Source organism: Arthrobacter sp. SLBN-112 (genome assembly GCF_006715225.1).
Classification (GTDB): Bacteria; Actinomycetota; Actinomycetes; order Actinomycetales; family Micrococcaceae; genus Arthrobacter.
Window position 1 is genome coordinate 13,985 of the sequence record NZ_VFMU01000001.1, and the last position, 23,716, is coordinate 37,700.

Annotated in this window: 25 protein-coding genes; 12 read left to right on the forward strand and 13 right to left on the reverse strand. The window is 65.2% G+C overall.

Going from position 1 to position 23,716, the window contains the following annotated elements; translation table 11 throughout:
* The first annotated feature begins 2 nt into the window (after positions 1–2).
* Positions 3–1,862, forward strand: coding sequence for a DNA/RNA non-specific endonuclease (locus FBY33_RS20570; protein ID WP_142028749.1), 1,860 nt, complete (start codon positions 3–5; stop codon positions 1,860–1,862).
* A 4-nt stretch (positions 1,863–1,866) separates the two neighbouring features.
* Here FBY33_RS20570 and FBY33_RS00080 read toward each other — a convergent pair whose 3' ends face one another.
* From FBY33_RS00080 to pdhA, 9 genes are all read right to left on the reverse strand, one after another.
* The gene (locus tag FBY33_RS00080) at positions 1,867–2,097 is read right to left on the reverse strand and encodes a hypothetical protein (RefSeq protein ID WP_142028750.1); all 231 of its coding nucleotides are present in this window, start codon (positions 2,095–2,097) and stop codon (positions 1,867–1,869) included.
* 53 nt (positions 2,098–2,150) lie between these two features.
* Positions 2,151–3,476: a S8 family serine peptidase gene (locus tag FBY33_RS00085; protein ID WP_142028751.1), complete on the reverse strand. Its 1,326-nt coding sequence runs from the start codon at positions 3,474–3,476 to the stop codon at positions 2,151–2,153.
* A 42-nt stretch (positions 3,477–3,518) separates the two neighbouring features.
* Positions 3,519–5,102 (reverse strand): esterase/lipase family protein, encoded by a 1,584-nt coding sequence (locus FBY33_RS00090; RefSeq protein ID WP_142028752.1) that lies wholly within the window; start codon positions 5,100–5,102, stop codon positions 3,519–3,521.
* A gap of 59 nt (positions 5,103–5,161) precedes the next feature.
* Entirely contained in the window at positions 5,162–5,893 is a 732-nt protein-coding gene (locus tag FBY33_RS00095) for an AfsR/SARP family transcriptional regulator (RefSeq protein ID WP_235010179.1), read from the reverse strand.
* A gap of 222 nt (positions 5,894–6,115) precedes the next feature.
* Complete coding sequence (locus FBY33_RS00100; protein WP_142028754.1) at positions 6,116–6,667, reverse strand: hypothetical protein; 552 nt, start codon at positions 6,665–6,667, stop codon at positions 6,116–6,118.
* Between the two features lie 119 nt (positions 6,668–6,786).
* A complete protein-coding gene (locus tag FBY33_RS00105) occupies positions 6,787–7,767 on the reverse strand; it encodes a hypothetical protein (RefSeq protein ID WP_142028755.1) in 981 nt (326 codons plus the stop codon).
* 133 nt (positions 7,768–7,900) lie between these two features.
* Entirely contained in the window at positions 7,901–9,397 is a 1,497-nt protein-coding gene (locus tag FBY33_RS00110; RefSeq protein WP_142028756.1) for a dihydrolipoamide acetyltransferase family protein, read from the reverse strand.
* 2 nt (positions 9,398–9,399) lie between these two features.
* Positions 9,400–10,512, reverse strand: coding sequence for an alpha-ketoacid dehydrogenase subunit beta (locus tag FBY33_RS00115; RefSeq protein WP_142028757.1), 1,113 nt, complete (start codon positions 10,510–10,512; stop codon positions 9,400–9,402).
* Positions 10,509–11,735 (reverse strand): pyruvate dehydrogenase (acetyl-transferring) E1 component subunit alpha, encoded by a 1,227-nt coding sequence (gene pdhA / locus FBY33_RS00120; protein WP_142028758.1) that lies wholly within the window; start codon positions 11,733–11,735, stop codon positions 10,509–10,511. Before pdhA ends, FBY33_RS00115 begins: the two co-directional genes overlap by 4 nt.
* 276 nt (positions 11,736–12,011) lie before the next feature.
* On the opposite strand from pdhA, the gene FBY33_RS00125 reads away from it, so the two are divergent.
* From FBY33_RS00125 to FBY33_RS00160, 8 genes are all read left to right on the forward strand, one after another.
* Positions 12,012–12,626 (forward strand): ArsR/SmtB family transcription factor, encoded by a 615-nt coding sequence (locus FBY33_RS00125; protein ID WP_142028759.1) that lies wholly within the window; start codon positions 12,012–12,014, stop codon positions 12,624–12,626.
* 386 nt (positions 12,627–13,012) lie between these two features.
* Positions 13,013–13,255 (forward strand): hypothetical protein, encoded by a 243-nt coding sequence (locus FBY33_RS00130; RefSeq protein ID WP_142028760.1) that lies wholly within the window; start codon positions 13,013–13,015, stop codon positions 13,253–13,255.
* Positions 13,256–13,418: 163 nt separating this feature from the next.
* Positions 13,419–13,883 carry an Lrp/AsnC family transcriptional regulator gene (locus FBY33_RS00135; protein ID WP_056329293.1) on the forward strand — a complete coding sequence of 155 codons (465 nt, stop codon included), beginning with the start codon at positions 13,419–13,421 and terminating at the stop codon, positions 13,881–13,883.
* A 322-nt stretch (positions 13,884–14,205) separates the two neighbouring features.
* Entirely contained in the window at positions 14,206–14,658 is a 453-nt protein-coding gene (locus FBY33_RS00140) for a hypothetical protein (protein WP_142028761.1), read from the forward strand.
* A gap of 78 nt (positions 14,659–14,736) precedes the next feature.
* Positions 14,737–15,873, forward strand: a complete 1,137-nt coding sequence (locus FBY33_RS00145) for a COG1470 family protein (RefSeq protein WP_142028762.1) — start codon at positions 14,737–14,739, stop codon at positions 15,871–15,873.
* 1 nt (position 15,874) lies between these two features.
* Positions 15,875–16,378, forward strand: coding sequence for a hypothetical protein (locus FBY33_RS00150; protein ID WP_142028763.1), 504 nt, complete (start codon positions 15,875–15,877; stop codon positions 16,376–16,378).
* The gene (locus tag FBY33_RS00155; RefSeq protein WP_142028764.1) at positions 16,375–18,537 is read left to right on the forward strand and encodes a beta strand repeat-containing protein; all 2,163 of its coding nucleotides are present in this window, start codon (positions 16,375–16,377) and stop codon (positions 18,535–18,537) included. Before FBY33_RS00150 ends, FBY33_RS00155 begins: the two co-directional genes overlap by 4 nt.
* A gap of 35 nt (positions 18,538–18,572) precedes the next feature.
* Complete coding sequence (locus FBY33_RS00160; protein WP_142028765.1) at positions 18,573–19,016, forward strand: YdeI/OmpD-associated family protein; 444 nt, start codon at positions 18,573–18,575, stop codon at positions 19,014–19,016.
* Positions 19,017–19,368: 352 nt separating this feature from the next.
* On the opposite strand, the gene FBY33_RS00165 is transcribed toward FBY33_RS00160, so the two are convergent.
* Positions 19,369–19,581: a hypothetical protein gene (locus FBY33_RS00165; RefSeq protein ID WP_142028766.1), complete on the reverse strand. Its 213-nt coding sequence runs from the start codon at positions 19,579–19,581 to the stop codon at positions 19,369–19,371.
* Positions 19,582–19,944: 363 nt separating this feature from the next.
* Here FBY33_RS00165 and FBY33_RS00170 point away from each other — a divergent pair, with 363 nt between their 5' ends.
* Positions 19,945–20,520: an SRPBCC family protein gene (locus tag FBY33_RS00170; RefSeq protein ID WP_142028767.1), complete on the forward strand. Its 576-nt coding sequence runs from the start codon at positions 19,945–19,947 to the stop codon at positions 20,518–20,520.
* Between the two features lie 118 nt (positions 20,521–20,638).
* On the opposite strand, the gene FBY33_RS00175 is transcribed toward FBY33_RS00170, so the two are convergent.
* The gene (locus FBY33_RS00175; RefSeq protein ID WP_235010187.1) at positions 20,639–21,394 is read right to left on the reverse strand and encodes a GAF and ANTAR domain-containing protein; all 756 of its coding nucleotides are present in this window, start codon (positions 21,392–21,394) and stop codon (positions 20,639–20,641) included.
* Positions 21,395–21,713: 319 nt separating this feature from the next.
* Between FBY33_RS00175 and FBY33_RS00180 the strand changes: the two genes are divergently transcribed.
* Positions 21,714–21,971 carry a hypothetical protein gene (locus FBY33_RS00180; protein WP_142028768.1) on the forward strand — a complete coding sequence of 86 codons (258 nt, stop codon included), beginning with the start codon at positions 21,714–21,716 and terminating at the stop codon, positions 21,969–21,971.
* A 52-nt stretch (positions 21,972–22,023) separates the two neighbouring features.
* The gene (locus FBY33_RS00185; RefSeq protein ID WP_142028769.1) at positions 22,024–22,740 is read left to right on the forward strand and encodes a GAF and ANTAR domain-containing protein; all 717 of its coding nucleotides are present in this window, start codon (positions 22,024–22,026) and stop codon (positions 22,738–22,740) included.
* A gap of 62 nt (positions 22,741–22,802) precedes the next feature.
* Here FBY33_RS00185 and FBY33_RS00190 read toward each other — a convergent pair whose 3' ends face one another.
* Both FBY33_RS00190 and FBY33_RS00195 read right to left on the reverse strand, forming a co-directional pair.
* Entirely contained in the window at positions 22,803–23,153 is a 351-nt protein-coding gene (locus FBY33_RS00190) for an ArsR/SmtB family transcription factor (RefSeq protein WP_142028770.1), read from the reverse strand.
* On the reverse strand, positions 23,150–23,611 hold the full coding sequence (locus FBY33_RS00195) for an SRPBCC family protein (protein WP_142028771.1): 462 nt from the start codon (positions 23,609–23,611) through the stop codon (positions 23,150–23,152). Before FBY33_RS00195 ends, FBY33_RS00190 begins: the two co-directional genes overlap by 4 nt.
* Between the last annotated feature and the right edge of the window lie 105 nt (positions 23,612–23,716).

Sequence of the window (23,716 nt, forward strand, 5' to 3'; positions counted from 1 at the left end):
GTATGAACACCACCGACCGCCCCGTCCCGGAGGCAACGTCCGACAACGAACAGATGCTGGCCTCGCTGCGGCAGTTCATCAGGACCAAGGGCGCCGCCTACCTCGAGGACCCGAACATCACCTCGATCGGTGTGGGCCACAAAGTGGTGGACGGGAAGGCGACCGGCGAGATCTCGCTCCAGTTCACCGTGGGCGAGAAAGCGTCCCCGGAAGCCCTGGAGTCCCTCAACACCAAACCCATACCGGACACCATCATGGTGGACGGGGTTCCGGTTCCCACCGATGTTATCGAGCGGGATTACCGCCCTTCGTTCCGGGCAGTGGCGGAGGTGGAGCCCCCACCCACCAAGGTCCGGCTCGACCCCATCAGGCCGGGTGTCAGTGTGGGCAACATCCACTCCAGCGCCGGCACCATCGCCTGCATCGTGTACGACCGCCACGACGGAACGCCGCTGGTCCTCAGCAACTGGCACGTGCTGCACGGTGATACCGGCGCCCTTGGCGACTTGGTGGTCCAGCCGGGCCCGCATGACGACAACCGGGTCAACGCCAACGGGCTGGGCCGCCTGGTCCGCTCGCACCTGGGCGTCGCGGGTGACTGCGCCGTGGCAACCATCGCGGACCGCGGCTTCACCACGGCCATCCAGTCCCTGGACGTCACGCCGGACCAGCTCGGGGAACCTGAGATCGGCGACAAAGTGGTCAAGAGCGGCCGCACCACAGGCGTCACCCACGGGGTGGTGCGCCGCGTGGACGTGATCGCCAAACTTTCTTACGGCTCCGCGGGTATGCATACCATCGGCGGCTTCGAAATCGGCCCCGACCCTGCCAACCCCTCGGTGGACGGGGAAATCAGCCGTGGCGGGGACTCGGGGTCGGCATGGATTTTCAAGACCCCCTCCGGTGAGCTCACCACCGTCCTGGCGGGGCTGCACTTCGGCGGGGAGTCAGGAGACAGCCCTGACGAGCACGCCCTGGCCTGCCTGCCCCAGTCCGTATTCGAAAAGCTGGAAATCACCCTGCGCCCGCCGGCGGCTCCCGAGGCGGACGAGGTTGTTCCCGAAGGGTTCCTGAATGACTTCCTCGGCCAGCCCGTCGGCCTGCCCACCCTTGCTGCGGCCATCAACTCCGACGCGGTGCGCTTCGCCGGCTCGGACATCATCCTGTACACCCACTTCTCGCTCTGCCTCAGCACGTCACGGCGGTTTGCCCGCTGGGTGGCATGGAATATCGACGGCGGCAGCCTGCAAAAACTCAGCCGGACGGGCATCAGCTTCATCAAGGACCCCCGGCTCCCCGCCGGTATCCAGGTCGGGGACGAGCTATACCGGGGCAACCGGGTGGACCGCGGCCATCTGGCACGCAGGGCCGACCTGGTGTGGGGAGCGGCGGACGAGGCCGGCCGGGCGAACAAGGACTCGTTCTACTTCACCAACATCACCCCACAGTTGGAGGACTTCAACCAGAGCAGCAAGAACGGGGTCTGGGGGCGGCTTGAGGATGCGGTGTTCGAGGACGTGGAGGTTGACGACCTGAAGGTCAGCGTGTTCGGCGGGCCGGTGCTGCAGGACGATGACCGCGTCTACCGGGGGACTCCCCTGCCGCGCGAGTACTGGAAGATCGTCGCGTTCGTGGAGCACGGGCAGCTCAAGAGCAGGGCCTTCCTGCTGACCCAGAACCTGGACCAGCCCGAAGCGCTCGAGCTCGACGAATTCCGCGTGTTCCAGGTTGCCGTCAGCGAAATCGAGGAGCGGACAAGCCTGCAGTTCCCGGACGCGCTGCGGCAGGCTGACACCTTCGCCGTCCCCGAGGCGGTTGGCGACAGGCGGCCGCTGGACGATACGTCGGACATCCAGTGGTAGGTGCCTACTGGATGTCTTCGTCCGGGGGCGGCAGCCGGTAGCCCAGTTCCTCGTCCACGGACTGCACGCCGCTCACGGACTTAAGGGCCGGCAGGCTGTCATTCGGGGCGGAGCCGGTGATGAAGCCCATCTCCAGGACCTGTTCCACCTGCATGCCGCGGGCGCGCAGGGCGTCCGCGACATCGGCGATGGCGGACAGGTACTCCTGGTCCACCGTGACATTGATGTTGACCATTCCTCAGGTTATCCCTCATCGCGTAGCAGGCGGTTCCTAAGTAGCAGGCGGTCCTACACCGGGGCGATGACCAGGCCGGAGCCAACGTCCAGGGAGGGTGCAATGAGCCGGTCGCATTCCTGGACCAGCGAGGACCAGAGTTCCCGTCCGCGGAAGCCGGTGGCCTGGGCCCAGAGGGCGGCAACGCCGGCGGCGTGCGGGGTGGCCATGCTGGTGCCGCTGATGCTCCGGTACCGGGTGGGCATGGGCCAGGACGAGTAGACCTGCCAGCCGGGGCCGGCCACGTCCACCTGTCCGCCCCGGACCGGCAGGCTGCGCGCGGAGAAGAAGGCAACGTCCAGCTGATGGTCCAGGGCGCCCACCGCCATGATGAACGGGCTGTTGGCCGGGGTACCCACGAATCCGAAGTTGCCCTGGAGGCGGCGCGCGTTGTTTCCGGCGGCGGCGATGATCAGCGTGCCGGCGTCCAGCGCACGCTTGCCGGCTGCCACGTACGGCGGGTGGATCTGCGGCACGTCGGCTCCGAGGGACATGGAGATGATGTGGCAGCCGCTGGACAACGCCCAGTCAATGCCGGCCAGGATGCCGGCGTCGCTGCCGGAACCTGAGTTGCCCAGCACCTTGCCCGCGAAGATGTCGGCCTCGTAGGCCACGCCGTAGCGCGGCCCGGTGGACGGGGACTTGGAGCCGCAGGAGGTGCCGATGCAGTGTGTGCCGTGCCCGTGTCCGTCCTCGGGGGTCTCGCCCTGAATGAAGGACCGGGTGATGATGTTGCGTCCGGCGAAGTCAGGGTGGGTTGAGTCGAAACCCGTGTCCAGGACTGCCACCTTGACCCCGCGCCCCGAGTATTGGGACGACTGTGCCTGGACGGCCTGCAGCCCCCACGTGAACTGGGCGGTGTCCTGGAAGATCGGCACGGTTGGTGGTGCCGCTACTCCCGTGCCCTGGCCGTTGCCGTTCAGGCGCGTGTCCAGGTCCAGGACAGCATCGCGGTAACCCCTGACGTACTCAGTGGGTCCCGCCGGGAGGACATGGTGGATCAGTTCCGGCGATACGGACAGTACCGCACCCGCCACCGCTTCGGTGGTCTGCAGCGCGCCGATCTGCTCCGGCGCCGCCGAAACCACGGCGATGCCCAGGGAGCTGAAGTACGTGGCGTCCGCACCGCTGCTTTCCGAGACATCCACTTCACGGTCCCGGAAGTCCCGCGAGTCCGCCACGTTGGACAGGCCTGCCGATTCCAGCACCGAGGACGGGCTGTCCGCGTCACGGGCAAAGACCACGATGAACCGGCCGGTGGTCTCGGCCCCAGAGTAGTCCGCCTCCGGGACGGACCCGGACGAGTTCTCGGACGTGGGGAAGGAATTCGGGTCGATCATTTCGGATCTCCTTTGCAGTGGGTTGAAGGGTGGTGCGTGGTCTCAGAGGGCCAGCGTCCTGGGGGTAACGGTCAGGCGCAGGCCCGCGTTGTGTCCGAGTAGATGCCTGGACACCTCGGGAACAGGGATGAATCCCTGCCAGCGGTTCGGCGTCGGGTCGGTGTCCTTCAGCAGGTCTTCATCCCCCGCTTCCCAGTTGCGCAGGGCGCTGGGGATCGTGCTGTTCCACGCTGCCCAGGCTTTGGGCAGGGGCCGCTCCGCGGAGGGCGGTTCAATTTCCACCAGCAGCGTGTCCTGCCAGTCCTCGGTCTGTTCCAAGTGGTCGGCGAAAAAGAAGTGCCCGTCCTTTTCCAGGATCGACATCAGCGTCAGCTTGAGGGCCTGGCGCAGCCGGGGCACTACCTTCCCATCAACGCGCGGCCGTGGAGCCCTGGAGGAGAGGAACGTGGTCAGCAGCGGAACCGGCGAGTCGATGGGATCTCCTTCCTTCCAGTGCTCGATCTGCACTGGGCAGAAGTGGGCCGCGCTTTGTTCATGCACTAGAACCGGCAGCCCCCGGATGGCCAGGCCCACGTCCAGCTGGAACTCCACCTCCGGCGGATCGGACTTGCCCACTGTGAAGCCCACGAGTTCCACCTCGACTTTGAGGTCCCCGAACAGGAAGCGCTGCAGGTTCTGGTAGCCCTCTTCGGAATTGACGATGCCGTAGCGTCCGCTGTGGCTGCGGTGCACCACTGCCACCACCGCGCCTTTGACCGCAGCGTTGTCGATCTGGACCAGCCCGTCGCTCCGGGCGCCCACCGCTTTTGAGGACAGGCCCAGGGCGACGTCGTAGTCCTCGGGGTTGGAGCCCACCAGGCAGAACAGTTCGTTCAAGGGAAACCCGTCATCTGGCATCTCGGTGGCCCGGAAGTTTTCGCGCGTCCGGATCGCCCTGAGGGCCGGTGGCGTGAGGTATTCGTACATCCGGTCGGGCCCGAAGATATCCGCCCCCTGGAACCGGGTGGCGTCCCGGAGCCTCTCGAACAGGCCGTACCCGACAGCGAATTTGATGCCGCCGTGCGGAGTGGCATACGTGAAGAGGCGGGCAACATATTTGGCCCCCGCGGCAGGGTCGATCACGCCGCCGTCGCCAGCCAGGCTTTCCGGGATGACCCGCTGCAGCAGTGAGCGGCAGATGAGCCCGCCCATGGAGTGCGCCACCAGGAAGACCTTCGGCGCTCCGGTCTTCTCGAGCACAAGGTTGATCAGGCTGAACAGGTCCCGTGCTGCTTCCTCGAACGAGAAGCTCTCAGGGTCCGCATCGAAGGTATCCGCCGCGTCGTCGTAGAAGCGGTGGATCCAGATCGATGCCGGGTTCACGGAGTTGGCGTCAACGCTGTTGAGGAATGACCACTGGTCCCCGTGGACCGGCACCTCGTACTGGTGGTCTGCCACCAGGCGCAGCATCGGGGACTCGAACTGGTGGAATTTCGCCCGTCCGCTGCCGTCAGCACGGACATGGACAGAACCCTGGCTGAAGCCATAGAAGGGATCGTCAACAGCGCTGTTGACGGCGGCGCCGGTGCCAGCGAAACCGCGGACGTAGATCACCGGGAGCCGGCCGTCGTGAAGGGCAATTCCCATAGGGAGAGTGCACCACGGGTGCCGTTACGGCCGCGTTACTGCCTACAGGGGACCGAACGCTACAGGGGGCCGAACGCCGGCCGGGCGCCCAGCAGGGAACCGGCGGCTGTGACAATGCGGTCGGCGACCGGATGATCTGCCGCCGTCTGCCGGTCAATCAATTCGGCCACGAGGCCCGTGAGGGAGGCGGAAGGCTGCAGGCCCATGTCCGTCCGCAACTGCTCCCGGTACCGCTCGTAGGCGCGAAGCGCTGCCCCCGGATTTCCACGCTGGAGTTCGCCTTCGATGAGGAACGAAACGGCGCCTTCGAACAGCGGCTCGATTTCCAGGGTGGCGCGTGCAGCCTCCGTCGCTGTTTCGGGGTCTCCGGCGGCAAGGGACTTCCGTGCGACCAGGGCGAGGGCCTGGAGGCGGTCTTCCGTCAGACGGTTCTGGGCGAAAACCACCCAGTCCTCGTACCAGCCGGGGAGGAGTTCCGCGTCGCGCAGTTCATGCAGCAAAGAGGCGGCGCTTCCGGTATGCCGGTCACCCCGCAAAGCCTGGATCTGGGACCGGATCCGCTGCACATCGACGTCAACCCGCTCGTCAAGCGACAACGTTGGTCCCCCATTGACGATCAGCCCGGGCACCTCGCGGGAAATCAGGTGGACGCTGACGCGCAGGCTTTCCAGTGCCCTGGCGTCCGGGTACTCCGGCCACAACAGGCCGCTGAGATGGGCCCGCAGGCTCGGTCCACGGATGGCCAGGGATGCAATGAGCCGCTGCTGTCGTGTCGCAACGTGGATAGCCACATCGTCCCGGCGGAGCCGCCAGGACCGAAGTAAGTCCAGTTTTAGTTCCCCATTATCGACCGTGCCCATCGAAACCTGATTTCCGATTTGTCAAAAAGATGGAGGAGGTATGAATGAGCATCCACAGTACGAACGATGCTGTCAATAAGGTATTTCCACTTTTCCAAAGGAGAGAGCACGCTCTCCTATAGCGGTATAAAAAGTGTCATAGGGGGACGGGGATTACTTCAATGTTGGTAGCAGGTGCTTGAGGGGGTCGCCAACAGCAGGTCCGGTAGGGGGTTTGAGGGTTGACGACGTCGGAGGTGGCGGCGTCTCCGTCCCCGAACTTCCCGACGGGGAGGGCGAGGGTGACGTCGTCGATGTCGACGTCGACGGCGGGGGCTCCGGCGTCGAACTTGTGGTCGGTGCCAGGGTTTTGTCGGGGGCGACGCCGGCAGCCATCCCCAGCGGGACTGAAATGCCCTTTTTGGGGGATGCCTTTTCGGCGTTTGGCGCGGCGACGGACACTTCCAGGTTTGCCTGCCGCACTTTGGTGGTGGTCCATTCCCCGCGGACAAGGCAGGTTTCGCCAGGCTTCAGGATGCCGGTGCAGCCGTTGAAGATGACGAGGAATGCGGTGTTGTTGATGCCGGCGTCGGGCACGGTCACATCGGAATCAGTGCCGTTGGTGATTTCAATCGACTCGACCGTGCCGGCTTCCGCGAGCGGGCCTGTCTGTCCAGGCTGGACGATCCAGTTCTCCTCGCCGATCCGCACCCGGTTCTCAACCACCGGTTGGGAGTCTTTGGTCCTGGCACTCTCAGTGCCTCCCGGGGTCCCTGTGCAGGATGACAGGACGCCCAGTCCAAGAAGGCAGGCAATGCATTTTCCTGCTGCTGGATATCCCATTTTCAGCCCCCCGGAAGAAATTCCACCCGGTATTCCGGATTGTCGTCAAGAATGATCGCCACCCCGGTTTCGCGCCGCCAGCCTTCGGGAAGGAGAAAGAACTTGTCGGCGCTTCTGGTGACGAATTTCAGCCCTGTGTATTTGAAGTGGTATTTCGCGTCCGGATCGGGAATCCTGTCCTCGCGGACCGGGCCGGCGAGAGCCAGCGACTGGACGCTGTAGACCACCACGGAGGGGCGTTTGGCCAGTTCACGGGCATATTCCCGGGACCTGCCGGTGCCCAAAGCCCCCGCGTACAGGGAGCAGGCCCAGAACAGTGCCAGGACCACCAGCAGCACAGCGCACACGTAGCCGAGCTTTTCCCACATGGGCAGGCGCCTGAGCACGTCGCCGTCGGACGTGGCCAGCCTGCGGAGCACCCAGAAAGCGTAGGCACCGACGGCGACGCCGCTGCCCAGGGCCGCCGGTTCGAAGAGGAACGGGGTGGCGAAAGGCGGTTCCTCGAACAGGACCCACACGCCGAGCGCGGTGATGAGGACCCCGGCGCAGAGGATGGTCCACGCGCCGAAAAGAATGTAGCTGTATAGGCCGGGCCGGCTGATGATGGCGGCCGTAAATGCGTGGACGCCGATGCACACAAGGCTGATGAGAAGGATGGATATCGCGGGCACGATGATCGCGTCGGCGCTGCGCAGCAGATAGTCCACTGTGGAGTATTCGAGAATACTTTGGTCTATCCCGAAATAGGCGGTGCGGGTGGCCGTCATGGTCCAGCCGAACCAGAACGCCAGCGCCGTGGCCACGGTGGTCAGGGGCGCAATGATCGCGAACCACTGAACTATCGAGTGGCTGAGGTCCGTCCCCGTGGCGGCTGCCGCAGGCCCCTTCCGACGGGCAGCGCCGGACCGGGCGGCCCGCGGCGCTTTCCATGCGCGGCTGCCCTGGGCGTCCGGCGCCCGTGCCGGAAGCCTGCCCGGGTTCACTGCTGCTCCTCGTGCCTGGTGGGCATTTCATATTTGCCCACATCGGCCGTTACTGCGGCGTTACTGCCCAGGAAGGAGGCGTACGACGGCGGCACGCGGCCGCCGTCGTACGCCTCTTCCGGGGTGGGAAGGGCTAGATATCCGCCAGCAGTGACGTCGGGTTTTCGATGGCGTCCGCCACGAAACGGAGGAAGCCGGCTGCTGTGCCGCCGTCGCAGACCCGGTGGTCGAAGGTAAGGGTCAGCTCCGTGACCTTGCGGACCGCCAGCTCGCCGTTGACCACCCACGGCTTGTCGATGATCCGGCCGATGCCCAGGATGGCCACCTCCGGGTGGTTGATGATCGCCGCGGACCCGTCCACGCCGAACACGCCGTAGTTGTTCAGTGTGAAGGTGCCGCTGCCCAGTTCCGTGGGGGTCGCCTTGCCCTGGCGTGCGACGTCGGTGAGGCGCCGGATCTCCGCGTCCAGTTCCCGGGCGGTCAGCTTCTCCGCGGCCCGGACCGAGGGCACCACCAGGCCGCGGTCAGTCTGCGCGGCGATGCCGAGGTTGACGCCGTCGAACGCGACGATCTCCTGGGAGCCGTCCTCCGCGGTTTCGATCCGAGTGTTCAGTTCCGGGTACTTCTTGAGCCCCGCGGTGACGAACCGGGCGACGAACGCCAGCAGCCCGGGAACCTCGGCACCGTTGGCTTTGAGTTCCCCGCGAAGCTCCATCAGGGCGGTGGCGTCCACGTCCACCCACACGGTTGCTTCCGGGATTTCGGAGCGGCTGCGGACCATGTTGGCGGCCACGGCCTTGCGGACTCCACGGACAGGGGTGCGGGCAGCAATGGGGAGCCCGGTGCGGGCATCGGTTGCGCCCTGGGTTTCGGTGCTTTCGGCAGGCTGGGTTTCTGCAGGCTTGGCCTGGGCAGGCTCAACCACCGGAGCGTGGATGGCCTTCTCCACGTCGCGGCGCATGATCAGCCCGCCCTCGCCGGAGCCGGGGAGTTCGCCGAGGTCCACGCCATGCTCCCGGGCCATGCGCCGGACCAGCGGGGAGATCACGGCGCCGAGTTTGCCGGGCACGCGGGTGCGCAAAAGGGTGAGGTCGTCCTCGGTGGGGGTCTTGGCAGGTTCAGCAACGGCGACCGAAGACTTCGGGGCACGGGTCCGCCGTGCAACGCCATGCCCGCCAGGGGTCCCGTACCCGATCAAGACATTCCCGGACCCGGCTTTCTCCTCTTCCCGATAGGTCTCGGCTGCAGCTTCAGACGCACTCGACGCGGATGATGCCGCCCCGGGAGTGGCATCGGGCCTGTCGGAGCCGGACGGCATGCTGCTTGCAGCATGGCCGTCCGGCGAAGGGGCGGGGGCGGCATCATCAGCGGCGGCCACAGGGGAGCCAAGGGGCGTCACCGAGATCAGCGGCTTCCCCACGTCCAGGGTCTCGCCCGGCTTCCCGTGGAGTTCGGCGACGATCCCGGCGTACGGCGACGGCACCTCCACGGCGGACTTGGCGGTTTCCACCTCGGCGATGGGCTGGTCAACCGCAATCTCGTCGCCAACGGAAACATGCCAGGCCACCAGTTCGGCTTCGGTGAGGCCTTCGCCCAGGTCAGGCAGCAAAAACACGCGTGGTTCGCTCATGGTCAGTTCTCCCACTGAAGGTCGTCAACGGCGTCGAGGATGCGGTCCACGCCGGGCAGGTAGTACTTCTCGAGTTTGGGCGCCGGGTACGGGACATCGAATCCGGTGACGCGGCGGATGGGGGCGGCCAGGTAGTGGAAGCAGCGCTCCTGGACCCGGGCCACGATCTCGGAGGACACGGACGCGAAGCCGTGCGCCTCGGCGATCACCACGGCCCGGCCGGTCTTGCGGACGGACGCGCACACGGTGTCGTCGTCGAATGGGACGATGGTGCGCACGTCGATGACTTCCAGCGAGCGCCCTTCCAGAGCAGCGGCCTCCGCAGCAGCCAAAGCGGTGGGGACGGACGGGCCGTAGGCAATCAAGGTTGCGTCCGTGCCGGGACGCGCGACGGCGGCACGCCCCTCAGAGCCAAGTCCCGCCGTCGTACCTTCCGTGTGCAGGCGGCGCAGCTCGCCCAGGTCCACCGAGTCCTTGGTCCAGTACATCTTCTTGGGTTCCATGAACACCACGGGGTCGTCGGAGTCGATGGCCTCGCGGAGCATCCGGTAGCCGTCCGCCACGGTGGCCGGGGTGTAGACCTTCAGGCCGGCGGTGTGGGCGTAGTAGGACTCGGAGGAGTCGCAGTGGTGCTCCACTCCCCCGATGCCGCCGCCGTAGGGGATGCGGATGACCATGGGGAGCTTGACCGCCCCGCGTGTGCGGTTGTGCATCTTGGCCACGTGGCTGACGATCTGCTCGAACGCCGGGTAGGCGAACGCGTCGAACTGCATCTCGATCACCGGGCGCATCCCATTGATGGCCATGCCCACGGCCATGCCCACTATGCCGGATTCGGCCAGGGGGGTATCGAAGCAGCGCTGCTCGCCGAACGTGGCGGTCAGGCCGTCGGTGATGCGGAAGACGCCGCCCAGCATGCCCACGTCCTCGCCGAAGACCAGGACGGAGGAGTCGGCGTGCATGGCGTCGGCCAGGGCGGTGTTCAGGGCCTTGGCCATGGTGACGGGCTGGGGGCCGGCTGCCTCGGCGGACGCGGCGGCGGAGGCTGCGGCGCGGGCGGTAGCGGCAGAAACGTTGCCGTTGGCCTCGGAGGAGGTGGTGATGGTGGGGCTCACTTGCCGGCCTCCTTCGAGTCGGTAGATGCTGCGTCGCGGGCGAGCTCGTCGGCGAGCATGGCGGACTGTTCCTTCAACTGCGGGGTGGGCGTGGCGAAGACGTGGCGGAAGAGTTCCTGCGGGTCCACGGGCACGTCCTCGCTGAGGCCTTCGCGCAGCTGGGCAGCCACGGCCTCGGCGTGGGAAGCGATCCGCTCCTCCGCGGAGTCGTCCAGGAGCCCCCGCTCCGTCAGGTACGTGCGCATCCGGTTGATCGGGTCCTTGGCCCGCCACTCCGCAACTTCAGCGCTTTCCCGGTAGCGCGTGTCGTCGTCGGCATTGGTATGGGCCTGCATGCGGTAGGTGTTGGCTTCCACCAGCAGGGGGCCCGAGCCTTCTCTGGCCAGCTTCACGGCGCGGTCCAGGACGGCGAGGAGCGCCACCACGTCGTTGCCGTCCACGCGTTCGCCGGCCATGCCGTAGCCCACGGCCTTGTGCGCGAGCGACGGCGCCACGGACTGGTGTGCCAGTGGCACCGAGATGGCGTACTTGTTGTTCTGGACGAAGAAGATCACGGGCAGGTGGAAGACGGCGGCGAAGTTCAGGGCTTCGTGGAAGTCGCCTTCACTGGTGGCGCCATCGCCGCACATGGCCAGCACCACGGTGTCCTCGCCGCGGAGCTTGGCGGCGTGGGCCACGCCCACGCCGTGCAGCAGCTGGGTGGTCAGCGGGGTGCACTGGATGCCCACCTTGTATTTGAGGGGGTCGTAGCCGCCGTGCCAGTCGCCGCGGAAGATGGTCATCACCTGCACGGGGTCTACGCCGCGGGTCATCACGGCCACGGCGTCACGGTAGGTGGGGAACATCCAGTCGGCGTCGGAGAGGCACAGGGCGGCGGCCACCTGGCATGCTTCCTGGCCGTGGCTGGACGGGTAGACGGCCATGCGGCCCTGCCGCACCAGGGCTGAGTTCTGGTCGTTGACGCGGCGGCCGACGACGAGGCGTTCGTACGCTGCCAACAGTTCGTCATCGCCGGGCACAGGGTATTCGTGGCCGGGCTGGGTGCCCTGCTCACTTTCCGGGATGAGCCGGCCGTCCGGGTCCACCATCTGGATCTGGTGCCGGGCGGGGAGCATGTAATCCTCCACCGTGATGCCGAACTTCTTCACAGCTTCCGTCAGCGCATTGTCTGCGGCTTCCGTGCTGGTGCTGTGCGGCGCGGTGTGGTCTGCGGAGATCGTCATTGGTCCGTCCTTCGGTAGCCACTATTCGTTCCCAGTATTGTCCTGAAGCCGGTTTCGTATCCAGCACCTGCGGAAATAGTGGAGAAGCTGCGCGCAAAGGGGTCTGCCGGAAGACGATTTGTAAGTGTGACGTGGGTTACCGGCAGGGGTTGTGGACGAATCGGCGGGCAGGACAGCCGGACCACATTTCCATCGTGGTATTTTTCTGTGCCGGGAGAGTGTCAGCAGTCCCGGGGCGTCGGATAATGGGATGCGTAGCCGAAGGGAGCGCAGGGCATGAACAGCTACGACGTTGATATTGAGAGCCGCCAGATTCGGGGGCATGAGGCCGCTGACCGTGGATCGGCCGGAGCGTCAATGTACGCGGCCGCGGAAGTGTTCAAGGCTGTGGCCCATCCGGTCCGGGCCACCATCCTGGAACTGCTTTCCCACGGCGAATTGTCCATCCCTGAGGTCTGCGAGCGTACCGGCGTGAAACCCTCGCACCTGTCCCGGCACCTGGCCCAGATGCGCGCGCAGCAACTAATTGACTGCGCCCGCTCCGGCGGCCGCCTGGTCTACCGGCTGGCCTACCCGGAGGCTGCCGAACTCCTCGCCGCCGCCCGGTCCGTCCTGCACGCCCGGACAACGGCCGCCCTCCACTCCCTTGGTCCGCTGCCGGAGGAGGAGCCATTCACGGCGGCATGGGGTGAGCGGATCTCGGCGCCGGAAACAGCACTGGTGTCGCGTTCGGTGATCGCGGACGCGTGCAGGGCCATAGCGGACCGCACCGGCTGCAGCTCAGAAGCAGCAGCCGGACGGCTCATCATGACGGCGCGGACCTGCCACATGACCCTGCTGGAGGCCGCCCTGGACGAGCTCCGCAGCGAAGAGGACAGCAGTAACGATTGATGCCGGGGCTGCGCGGCCCCCTTCCTGCCCCTCATAGCAGTTTCTTCACGGTCGGGACTTTAGTCCCTACTTATCCGTCATTTTGAAGAATCCGTTGACCTCTCCGTGTCCGAAGGGGCAAACTCGGATGTCAGGGAATTGACAAAAATGTCTTTGTGTCAAACCCTGCTTATCCGCCCGCTATAGGGGGAAAGGCTCCGCAACAGGTGCCGGGTATCAGCCCGTTGGGGGTTGCTGCTGCGGGGATGGTTGCGGAGGGGACAGCGTGGTCCCCTCCGCCTCTCATTAGCGGCCAGCGGTTCAGCCCGACGTTCAATACGCACCGTCCCGGGACACCCTGGCGGGGCTGCATTTCCTCAACAACAGTGACAGGTGGGGCATCCGTTATGGAAATACAGAAGTTGTGGGACCAACTCGACGCCGAAACACGGCAGTGGCTCGTGGAGAATCCCGGGTGCACCATCCTTCCGCGCACGGTCGCGGCAGGCATCATGAAGAGCACCGGCGCCCAGCTGGACCAGGACCGGCACGGCGAGACACTTCTCTCCCCCAGCGACTGCGACTTTATCCGGGACGCAGCTGAACAGTTCGAGTCCCATCCCGGAGCGTCCCCTTCCACACGCTCCTGAGAGGCGCAGGGACTGCCGTCCTTCAGCAGGCATTATTCGTCCTAATGTCCTGCCGTGCGCCCGCTTAGTATCCGCTGCCTGCCCTGAAGCAGGAACAGTGCTCAAATCTGCCTAGTATGGGAGACGATTTGTAGCGGCGCAGGTTACGGCGGGAGTGGGCACAATGGCGGGCAAGGATGCCGGCAGCGATCAGGTGGCGCTGGACGAGATAGACCGGCGGATCATCAGTGAACTCACCCGCGACGGCCGGATGTCCGTGACGCAGGTGGCGGAAAACGTACACATCTCCCGCGCGCATGCCTACAGCCGGATCGCCCGGCTGACCGGCGACGGCGTCCTGACCCGGTTCACGGCACTGGTGGATCCCATCAAGGCGGGGTTGAAGTCCTCTGCGTACGTGACCCTGAAGCTCAAGCAGGACTCCTGGCGCGAACTGCGGGACCAGCTCGGCGCCATCCCTGAGGTGCACCACATTGCCCTGGTGGGCGGCGACTTCGACGTGATCCTGCTGGTCCGCGCCGTGGACAACATCGATCTCCGCCGGGTCATTTTCGACCAGCTGCAAACCATGCCGGGCGTGCTGGACACCCAGACGTTCCTGGTTTTCGAAGACGTAGACACCCGGTAATCCCCCAAATGTGAACGCTCGCGAACGAGGTCAGCGGCGTTATTGGGCCCATCTCCGGGCACTACTCGTTATGGCGTCCCCTGCCCTGATTTCCCGGGCTGCACCGCAATCCCTGCAGGTCAGCACCGTTGCATACGTGTGAGTAACGGCGGGCGCATCCAAGTAGCGAAAATGGCGGGTGCCTGGAAAGACGGGTACCGGTACGTGTTGTTGCGCCTGTTTCGGGCCCGCGAATATTGGGTCATCGATCCACCGAAAGGCACCTGGATGGGGCCGCTCATGGGGGAACGGGTTCTCAATCACACTTACAAGGAGTCTTTCCATGCGCCCAATGACCAAGAAGAACAAGATCGCCGCTGTTGCCGCTTCCGCTGCTCTGGTGGCCGTCGGGGGCGGCACCGCTTACGCCTACTGGAGCACCACAGGTTCGGGTAACGGCGGAGCGGCGGCAGCGTCCGGGACCCAGCCGGTCTCAATCAGCGTGACGGTGGCCCCGGGCGTTGCACCTGGTACGCCCAAGAACATCAACTACACCGCCACCAACCCGAACACCAGCAGCACTTCGGTGACGCTGGTGAACCCGCAGGTCTCGACGAGCGACGCAAAGTGCCTGCCCGGTTGGTTCTCGGCCACGGTCCCGGCCGGCCCCACCACAGTCCTGGCAGGCGCAACCACGGATCTGGGGAACGGAACACTGACACTCAACGACGACCCGGCCACCAACCAGGACGCCTGCAAGGGCGCCTTGATCACGGTGACCGTCGGTAGCAACTAACAAACGAGCAAGCCGGGGACGGGTGCAAAGCCCGTCCCCGGCTTGCCGTCAATCGCACCAAAGTGGAAGGGGCACGGGGTGCACAAACAGGACGGACATCCGCGGCGCGGCACGCGGACCGGTATCAAGGCTGCGGTGGTGGCGCTGCTGCTTGTACTGGCCAGCGCGGGGGCGTTGATCGCGGCGGCAAACAATCCCAAGCCGGGCATCACGGTGCAGGTCGCCCCTGCCAGCCAGTCCGTCCAGCAGGGCCAGGCAGCCACCTACTCGGTGACGCTGACGTCCACTGGAGGTTTCACCGGCGCGGTCAACCTGGCCACCGCGGGACTGCCGGCCGGAGCGGCAGGTGCCTTCACGCCGTCGTCCGTCACCCTTAACTCCGGAAGCACCGCAACCTCAACCCTGAACGTCACCACTGCCACAGCCACGCCGGCGGGCACCAGCTCCCTGACCATCACCGGCACCAGCGGCAAGGTCTCCGGCAGTGTCACCGCCGGCCTCACCGTCAATTACAGAATCTCCTCCACCATTTCCGTCGCCGCTGCCCCGGATTCGCTGTCGGTCCCGCCGGGCGCCACCGCGGTGTACACGCTTCAGCTCACCCGGAACAACCTCTCCGGGCCGGTGACGTTCAGCGTCCTGGGCGGACTCCCCTCCGGCGCCACGGCGTCGTTCTCGCCCAATCCGGTGACCGGCACCTCCACCACGTTGCAGGTGGCCACAACCGCCACGCCCCCCACCGGAAGCTACAACCTGTACCTGGTGGGCACGGGCAAGGATTCCAGCGGGAAGTCGCAGTATGCCTACTCGAACGTGCAGCTGGTGCTGGACTCCACCATCAAGCAGTTCGTCCTCTCCGGCAACGTCCCCGGAACGCTGTCCCCCGGCACGTCGGCCGGCCTGGACCTGCAGATCAACAACCCCAACAACAAGGCGTTGGCACTGACCAACATGTCAGTGGCGGTGGCTGGGGTCACCCGCAGCGCGGACGCCGCGGCCAGGAACCTCCCCTGCACCACGGCGGACTTCACCGTCATCCAGTACAGCGGCCCCTACCCACTGACGGTACCGGCCGGCAGCAGTTCCCTTTCCGGCCTCCGCGTCACACAGACTGCATGGCCCAAGGTGGGAATGCTGGACACGTCCGCCAACCAGGACGGCTGCAAGGGTGCCACCCTCCAGCTGGCGTACTCGGGATCAGGACAGGGGAACTGAGATGACCACCAGCACCAGGACTGCCAGGGCCGGAAGGGCCCTCAAGGCAGCGGCCCTCGCGGGAACACTGATCGCCGCAGGTGCCGGCAGCGCTTACGCCTTCTGGACGGCGGGCGGAACGGGCACGGGAACCGCAGCCGCGGGCACCATGCAGGCCGTCACCGTGGACGCGCTCGTGGCCGGGGACGGCCCCACGGCGACGCTGGTTCCCGGCGGCACTGCCGACGTCGTGCTCCGCTTCTCCAACCCCAATCCCTACTCGGTGCAGGTCTACAGCGTCACCGCCAACGGGCCGGCAACGGCGGACACCGCGCATTCGGGCTGCACCACCACCGGGGTCAGCTTCACCGGAACCGCCGCGCCATTGTCACCGGCAACGTTCATTCCGGCAAACTCGTCCACCCTGCTCACCCTTCCAGGATTGGCCGCCATGGATACCACCTCACTCGCACCCTGCCAGGGCGCCACCTTCCACCTTCCCGTCACGGCGGAGGTGCGCAAATGAGCGTCGCCCTGCGGAAGGTGCCGTTCGGCTTCCGCCTCCACTCAGGACGGCTGGCGTGGATTGTCACAGCGGTCCTGCTCCTGCTCGGGACGGCCACTGCCGCCTACGGCTTCTGGGCCTCCACCACCAGCAGCAACAATGCCGCGGCCACGGCGGACGCCCTGTCCCCAGGATCCAGGCCTGCCGTCACGGCCAGCGGTGCCACACTCAGCGTCAGCTGGGCAGCCGGCACCACGGTCAACGGCCGTGCGGCGACCGGCTACACGGTCACCAGGTACGCGGCTGCCACGGGTGGCACCGGAACGCCGGCCACCGGCGGGTGCACAGGGACGGTCACCACCCTGACGTGCACCGAACAGAACGTCCCCGGCGGCATCTGGTACTACAGCGTCACCCCTACCATCGCGCTGTGGACCGGCGCCGAGAGCCCGCGCAGCACCGGCGTCAGCAGTGACTCCACCGCCCCGGTGGCCTCGGTCTCCAGCCTGTCGCCCACCCCGAACGCTGCCGGCTGGAACAACACCAGCCCGGTCACGGTGACCATCACCGCCGACGACGGGGCGGCCGGTTCGGGCGTCGCCTCCATCACCTACGCGGTCGACGGCGGCGCGAAGCAGACCGTGAATGGCGCCGTTGCGACCATTCCCGTCACGGGCGACTGGACGCACACCATCTCCTACTTCGCCACCGACAACGCCGGCAACGCCAGCGCGGCACAGACGCAGGCGGTGTGGATCGACAGCCAGGCCCCGGACGTGCCCTCGCTCACCGTTCCGGCCTACGTGAACTCCGCCAATGTCGCCGCAGTTCCGGTCACGGGAACGGCGGAAGCCGGTGCCAAAATCACCCTTGTTACCAGTGACGCGGGCGCCGCACACTCCGTCACAACCACAGCCACCGTCTCCGACACGGGAGCCTGGTCCGCCAGCCCCGACGTGAACAGCCTGGACCAGGGCACGGTTACATACACGGCCACCGCCACTGACCAGGCCGGCAACACGGGCGGGGCCAGGAATGCAACAAGCATCAAAGACACTGTTCCTCCTGCAGCATCCCAGTCCCTGAGCTTGCCGGCGTACGTGAACATCGCCAACGCCTCCGATGTACCGGTCTCCGGCACCGCGGAAGCCGGCGGAACCGTCACCGTTACCACCACGGACGCCGGCGCCGCCCACACAGTGACGGGCACCGCGACGACATCCGGCACGGGCAGCTGGTCCTTGAACCTCAAGCTGTCCGCACTCAGTGACGGGCCTGTCACTTACTCGGTGACGGTCAAGGACGCGGCGGGGAACACTGGCACGGCTTACACCACCTCACGAACAAAGGACACAGCGGCACCAGCCCCGACCATCACTGCGCCGACGTACGTCAACAGCAGCAGCAACATCAATGCCGTCCCTGTCAGCGGAACCACTGAGGCAGGAGCCACCGTCAACGTCACAGTCAGAATTGGTCTCTCGTCAATCGTTACCAAGACGGTCACGCCCACCGGCACTTCATGGAACACGACAATGGACCTTTCCTCCTTTCCCGATGGCACGCTGATCTACACCGCGGACTCGACCGACGCGGCAGGCAACAGCGGCACGGCCACCGCAGCAGGCATCACCAACAAGGACACGGCACTGCCAAGCATTAGCGCCGTGACCCTCCTTGGAGGAGGCACAACGGCAGGCACAGCCGATGCCGGCGACACACTGACAATCCGGTACTCCGAAGCCCTCGACGCCAGCAAGATTTGTTCCCTCTGGAACAACACGGGCGCCCAGACCCTCAAAGCGAATAACGATGTCACGGTCACTTTCAATCACAGCACCAGTGGCAGCAATACGAGCAACACCATGGCCGTAACAAGCAAGACCTGCACGCTGAACATCGGAACCATCTCATTGGGCTCCAATGCCAACTACGCGTCCACTGCCTCACCAGTGGTCTTCGTGGGTACCAATACCGGCGTGAGCACAGTGAGCTGGAATCCGGATACGTTTTCCCTGACTATCCAACTGGGGACCACCAAGAACAACACCGGTGCCCAGGGGACCAATGTTGGAGCAGACTTCCCCGCCTATGCGCCGTCGTCCGGGCTGACGGATGTGGCAGGAAACCCGCTCGCTACAACGCCCGCCTTTACATCCACCGCCTCGTCACGCTTCTGAGTCGATACCCCAAGGAAGGCATACATTCTGTGAACATGAAATTCACCACCACCATCCAGGGCAGCGGGAACAAGACAGGCATCGAGGTCCCGGAGGAGATCGTTACTGCACTCGATGCCGGACGGCGGCCGCCGGTGGTGGTTACCGTCAACGGCGAAAGCTACCGCAGCAGCATCGCGGTGATGGGCGGCAAGAACATGGTCAGCGTGAGCGCGGCGAACCGTGAACTGACGCGAGTATCTGCCGGGGACACCGTCGAGGTGGGGCTGGAAGTGGATACCGAGCCGCGGGTCATTGAGGTTCCGGATGACCTGGCCAGTGCCATGGAAGCCGAACCGGAAGCGAAGGCCTTCTACGGCACGTTGAACTACAGCAGCCAACGCCGCTACGTGGAGCCGATTATTGAGGCGAAGACATCGGAAACACGTGTGCGCCGGGTGGCCAAGGCGGTAGAAGACCTGAAGGCAGGCAAGAAGTAGGAAGCCCCATCTTGGTCTTGCCCGGGCAGGGCGAAGCGGGGGCTTTGGAGACCGGCCCGGGCCGGGAACGCAGCGCCACACTGCTGGACACTACGTCCACTGGTAAGTGTACTTACTATTGGCCTGAATGTACCGGTGCAGGCGCGACAAAACTGCGTTTCGGTCAATTACCCGGCGCCCGCGGACGGCTCCAGGGCGGACCCGGTGGAAGTTTTCGCAGGTCAGACGCACCTTGGCCCCATCACGGCATACGCCGAAGAGACCGCGGTGCAGCTGGCAGGCGCGGTTGGGCAGGCCCCGCCCAACAGCCCAGCGGCTCTGAGCACTAAGGCGGAGACCTCTGCGGCTGGTGTTACTTCTGTTCGGGAATCCAGTAGGGCGCATCAACCCCGGTGCCGGTGAGGTTGTCGCAGCGGACCAACTGGGTGCCGATGCGCTCTAGCGGGCAGTCGACGTAGGTGTTGAGGACTTCGCCGTCAGTGTAAGTTGCGGCAGGGGCTGGCCCTGCGGAGAGGAACAGAGCTTGAAAAACGGCAGCAATGACCGGGACAGTTCGTGTGTACACCGCTGGCCTCCTTGGATGCGGCAAGGGAGATGGGAAGGCGGCCCGGCCCAAAGACGAGGGGCGGGCGCAACTGGGTCCCCAGCCGATTACCCAAAAATGGGAATCCCGCCAGCCCAGGGGTTCTCCGGCAGGAGCTACGGTACTCCCGCCGCCGAAGGCGCCATAAGGGTAGCTTGCACCCCAGTTGACGCCTGCCCTACCCAATCAGATCCCCCGGGTCCGCGCGGCAACCAGGGTGTTCGCCTCAGCCCCCGCCGCAACTGTGATCCGGCACCAGCGGCCTTGGTTCGGCAGCTGTAGGGCCCGTTGATCACGTGCTGCACCACGCGTACCGTGAAACAATAATCCGTGGTGGAGGCGGCAATGGGCGGCAATTCCAAAGGCAGAAACGGCTATGAATTCCGGACCGTCTGGCGGGTGGCGGGGACTCCCCACGAGGTGATGGACGTTTTGGGCGATGCGGGTTCCCTGGCGCGCTGGTGGCCTTCCGTGTATCTGTCAGTCTTGCCCTTGGAGTCCGGTGGCCCTGACGGCGTTGGAAAGGCATTCTTCCTGCACACCAAGGGCTGGCTGCCATACACGCTCAAGTGGAAGCTCACCGTCACCGAGCCCATCACCGAGCAAGGACTTGCCCTCTCCGCCCAGGGCGACCTCAACGGCACCGGACGCTGGACCTTCAAGCAGGACGGACCGGAAACGGTTGTCACCTATGACTGGCGGGTCAGCCCGTCAAAACCGCTCCTGCGGCGGCTGGGCTGGTTGCTTAAGCCCGCCTTTTCAGCGAACCATCGTTGGGCGATGGCCCGCGGGCAGGAAGGCCTGGCGCTGGAACTACGACGACGGCGGCCGGGCGCCGATCTCTCCGACATCCCGCAGCCGGCGGGCCCCACCTTTGTCAGCCGGCGCCGGCGGCGTAAAACCGCGCATTTGCCCCTTTAACCTGGCACCAGGAATGCACCGGCACCTCGGTGGCCACGCCAGCAACGTTCGTCAGGTGCCCTTCACCCCATGAACACGACACATGTACATGGCGGCGGGATGCGATCTGCCGGCACTGCTATTCATCGAAGTGGGTTTGAAGTGCAGCGGCCTGAGGGAAGATGGCTCCGATGACTCCTGCCGCTACCTCATGGAGCTTGATGTTCCGGGAACCGGAAGCTCTCCGCAGGATGGTGAATGCCGCGTCCTGGCTGCAGCGGTTCTGCGCCATGATCACACCGACGGCAATATCGATAACCGTCCGGCTTTTCATCGCCGCTTCCAGATTGTCTTTTGCCTCCTGCAGCCGGGTCAGGCGCAGCTCCAACCGGAGAGTCTTGGCCGATTGTTCACCGAACAGTTCAGCACGGGCGATGTCTTCACCGGAAATGCCATGCGGCCGCGAGGAGTAAATATTCAGGGCCGCCGTGGATTCGCCCTCCAACCGCAGGGGAACAGCCAGGATTGACTGGATTCCCTCTTCCGCGACGGCTTGGATGTATCCGGGCCAGCGGTGTTCCCGTGACACGTCAGGGACGTAGATCGTGGTACCGGTCCGCATGGCCATCAGGCAAGGGCCGTCGCCGAACGCGTACTGGAGTTCATCCATCACCCGGGCCCTGGCGTCGCTGCAGGCTACCGTGACCGGTTTCTTCCTGCGTGCCACGGTGACATTGCAGTGCACCTTTGATTCAGGTGGGGAAAGGAGGGACGAGGAAAAGCTTGCCAGTTCCTGGAAGAACTCCTCGGCGTCCGAGGTTTCCAGAACCATGTCCTGGAGTAGGGAGTAGATCCCGTCCTGCAGTTCTGCAGTTCTGAAGGGCTGAGCGTCCACGGCGGCATCCTCACGAAGTATCCTCAACCGCTGAGAACCGAGTGCGGCATGAAGACGCCCACTGCAAAACGCTTCCTTCCCAGCTTATGACATCAATCCCTGCCGGGCAGAAGAAGACCCTACCCTTTATTGACGAGCTGCCGGGTCCGCCCGCGCCTCCCGCCTGCCCGGGCTGGACAGGAGGCCCCGGACTGGTGCATCCTAAGTGGCAAGCGTCACACTTTGCTGGGGCGTTCCCTCTTTGGTCAGTGCAGGGCCTTTGAGGAGTACCGCTAGAGCCTGCTGGCGGCCAGATGCACATCGGGGAAAGAGAGCCAACATGGCCACCTCGCATTTTTCAACGTTCCTTGCAGAAGCCACCGTCCCTGATTTCGATACGGACTGCCCCTTGACCGCCGACTGCCTTTACGGGCTGTACGTCAGTTGGTGCCTCCTGCATGGGATAGACCCAAAACCCGACATCACTTTCCGGGCAGCGATGCACTGCCGGGACGTGGACGTTCATGACAGCCGGCTGCGAATGGTAGGCCCGGCAGCCGCCGATTATATCCTCGCCAGCTACCCGACGGCTGCCTGATCATGTCCATCCGTGTGACGGGCCTCGATTGCCGGCAGGACAAGGTACAGCTATGAACTATTCCCTTCCCCAAGCCTATGAACTCCCCGGAATAACCGGGAGGATGATTAGCGGCCTCCTCAGCGAGGAGGATGCTTCCAAAGCGGTACAGGCCCTGGCGTACGTGTTGAAGGACTCGATCCCGAACTCCGCAGGAGCCGGGGCGTCGATCATCAATTCCCGCGGCCCCAGCGAGAGCACCGGCGCCACGGATAAGGTCGTGCTCACAGCGGACAAACTGCAGTACGAGCTCGGCCAGGGACCGTGCCTCAGCGCTTGGGCAGAACAGCGCCCCATCATCATCCAGGACACCCAGGAAGAGACGCGGTGGCCTGCATGGGCGGCAGCGGTGGCGGATCTTCCCATCCGTTCCGTTCTCAGCGCACCGCTGACCACTAAGGGAAGACAAATCGGTGCCCTGAAGGTCTACTCCCCCCGCCCACTGGCATTTGATGACAACTCGGTCTTCCTGATCGAGCGGCTCACCGTCCCAGCCGCGGTCTTGCTCGGCCGCATTCGGGACCGGGAAGCTGCACAACGGATGAGTGCGGAACTGGCGGAGGCCCTCTCCAGCAGAGACATGATTTCAAAAGCGCAAGGGATCCTGATTGAGCGCATGAATTTGAACTCAGAAGAGGCTTTAGAGGTACTGTTGGCCCGCTCGCGTGGAGAGAGTACACCACTCCATGATGTAGCACGGGAGATTCTCCAACAGGCTGCCTTCGAGTGAGGAGTCGCTGCCACCATCGGAGCGCTTCCCGTCGCGATCGGCAACGGCTCCGGACGGCAGCCTTAATTAGGAACCTGCCTCTCGGCGCTGCGCTGGATTGCCTCGGCAATTCCCTTGATCCGCTGCAGCCTGGCGTCCCATGCGGCGCCGACCGACGACAACTGTTCAACGGCGCGTGAGAGCTGGGCCTCGCTCACCTCGTAGATGCGTTCCCGGCCCGCGGGCCTGACGTTGACCATCCCTACCCGGTGGAGAACCTCGAGGTGTTTGGCCACCGCCTGCCGGGTCACGGGCAGCCGGCTGCTCAGGCCGGTCGCGGTGCCGCCACCCTCGGCCAAAAGCAGGTCGAGCATCCTCCGGCGGGTGGGATCCCCCACCGCCTGCCAGAGGTCGTCGTCGACGGTCAGGCTCATCGCGCCGCCACCAGGCGCGTGACGTACGTGACCAGCCGGGGCAGGAAGTAGTCCCAGCCGTGGACGTGTTCGCTGTAGTTCTGCTCGAGTTCAGCCAGCGCCCAGCCCTTGTCCCGGAATCCCGTCTCGGTAAAGCGCAGCAGCGTGCCGGAGCCCGACGGAACCAGGTCAAACGTCACCAGGAGCGAGTTTTCCGGCGTGGCCTCGGCGTCGTCGTATACCCATCGGAAGGCGAAGCGTCGCGAGGGCTCGGCCTCCACCACCGTGAGGGCCACCACCTTCGCATCCGCCGCGGAGCGGTCGCCGAAGACGATGTCCCCGCTCGAGCCCGGCGTCGGTTCATAGGCCGCCTCATCGGGCCACCATTGACGCACGTGCTGGGGCGCGCTGATCACTTCGAAGACCACGTCCGGCGAGGCTTCGATGTGGATTTCCCGCTCAATGCTGTTGAGTTCCATGATGCTTCCTTTTCTATTCGCAACCGTTGGTTGCTGATAGCGTAAGCCCGCTCCGCGCCAAGCGCAACCATTAGTTGCGCATTCTCCCCACCTGCTCCATAAAGT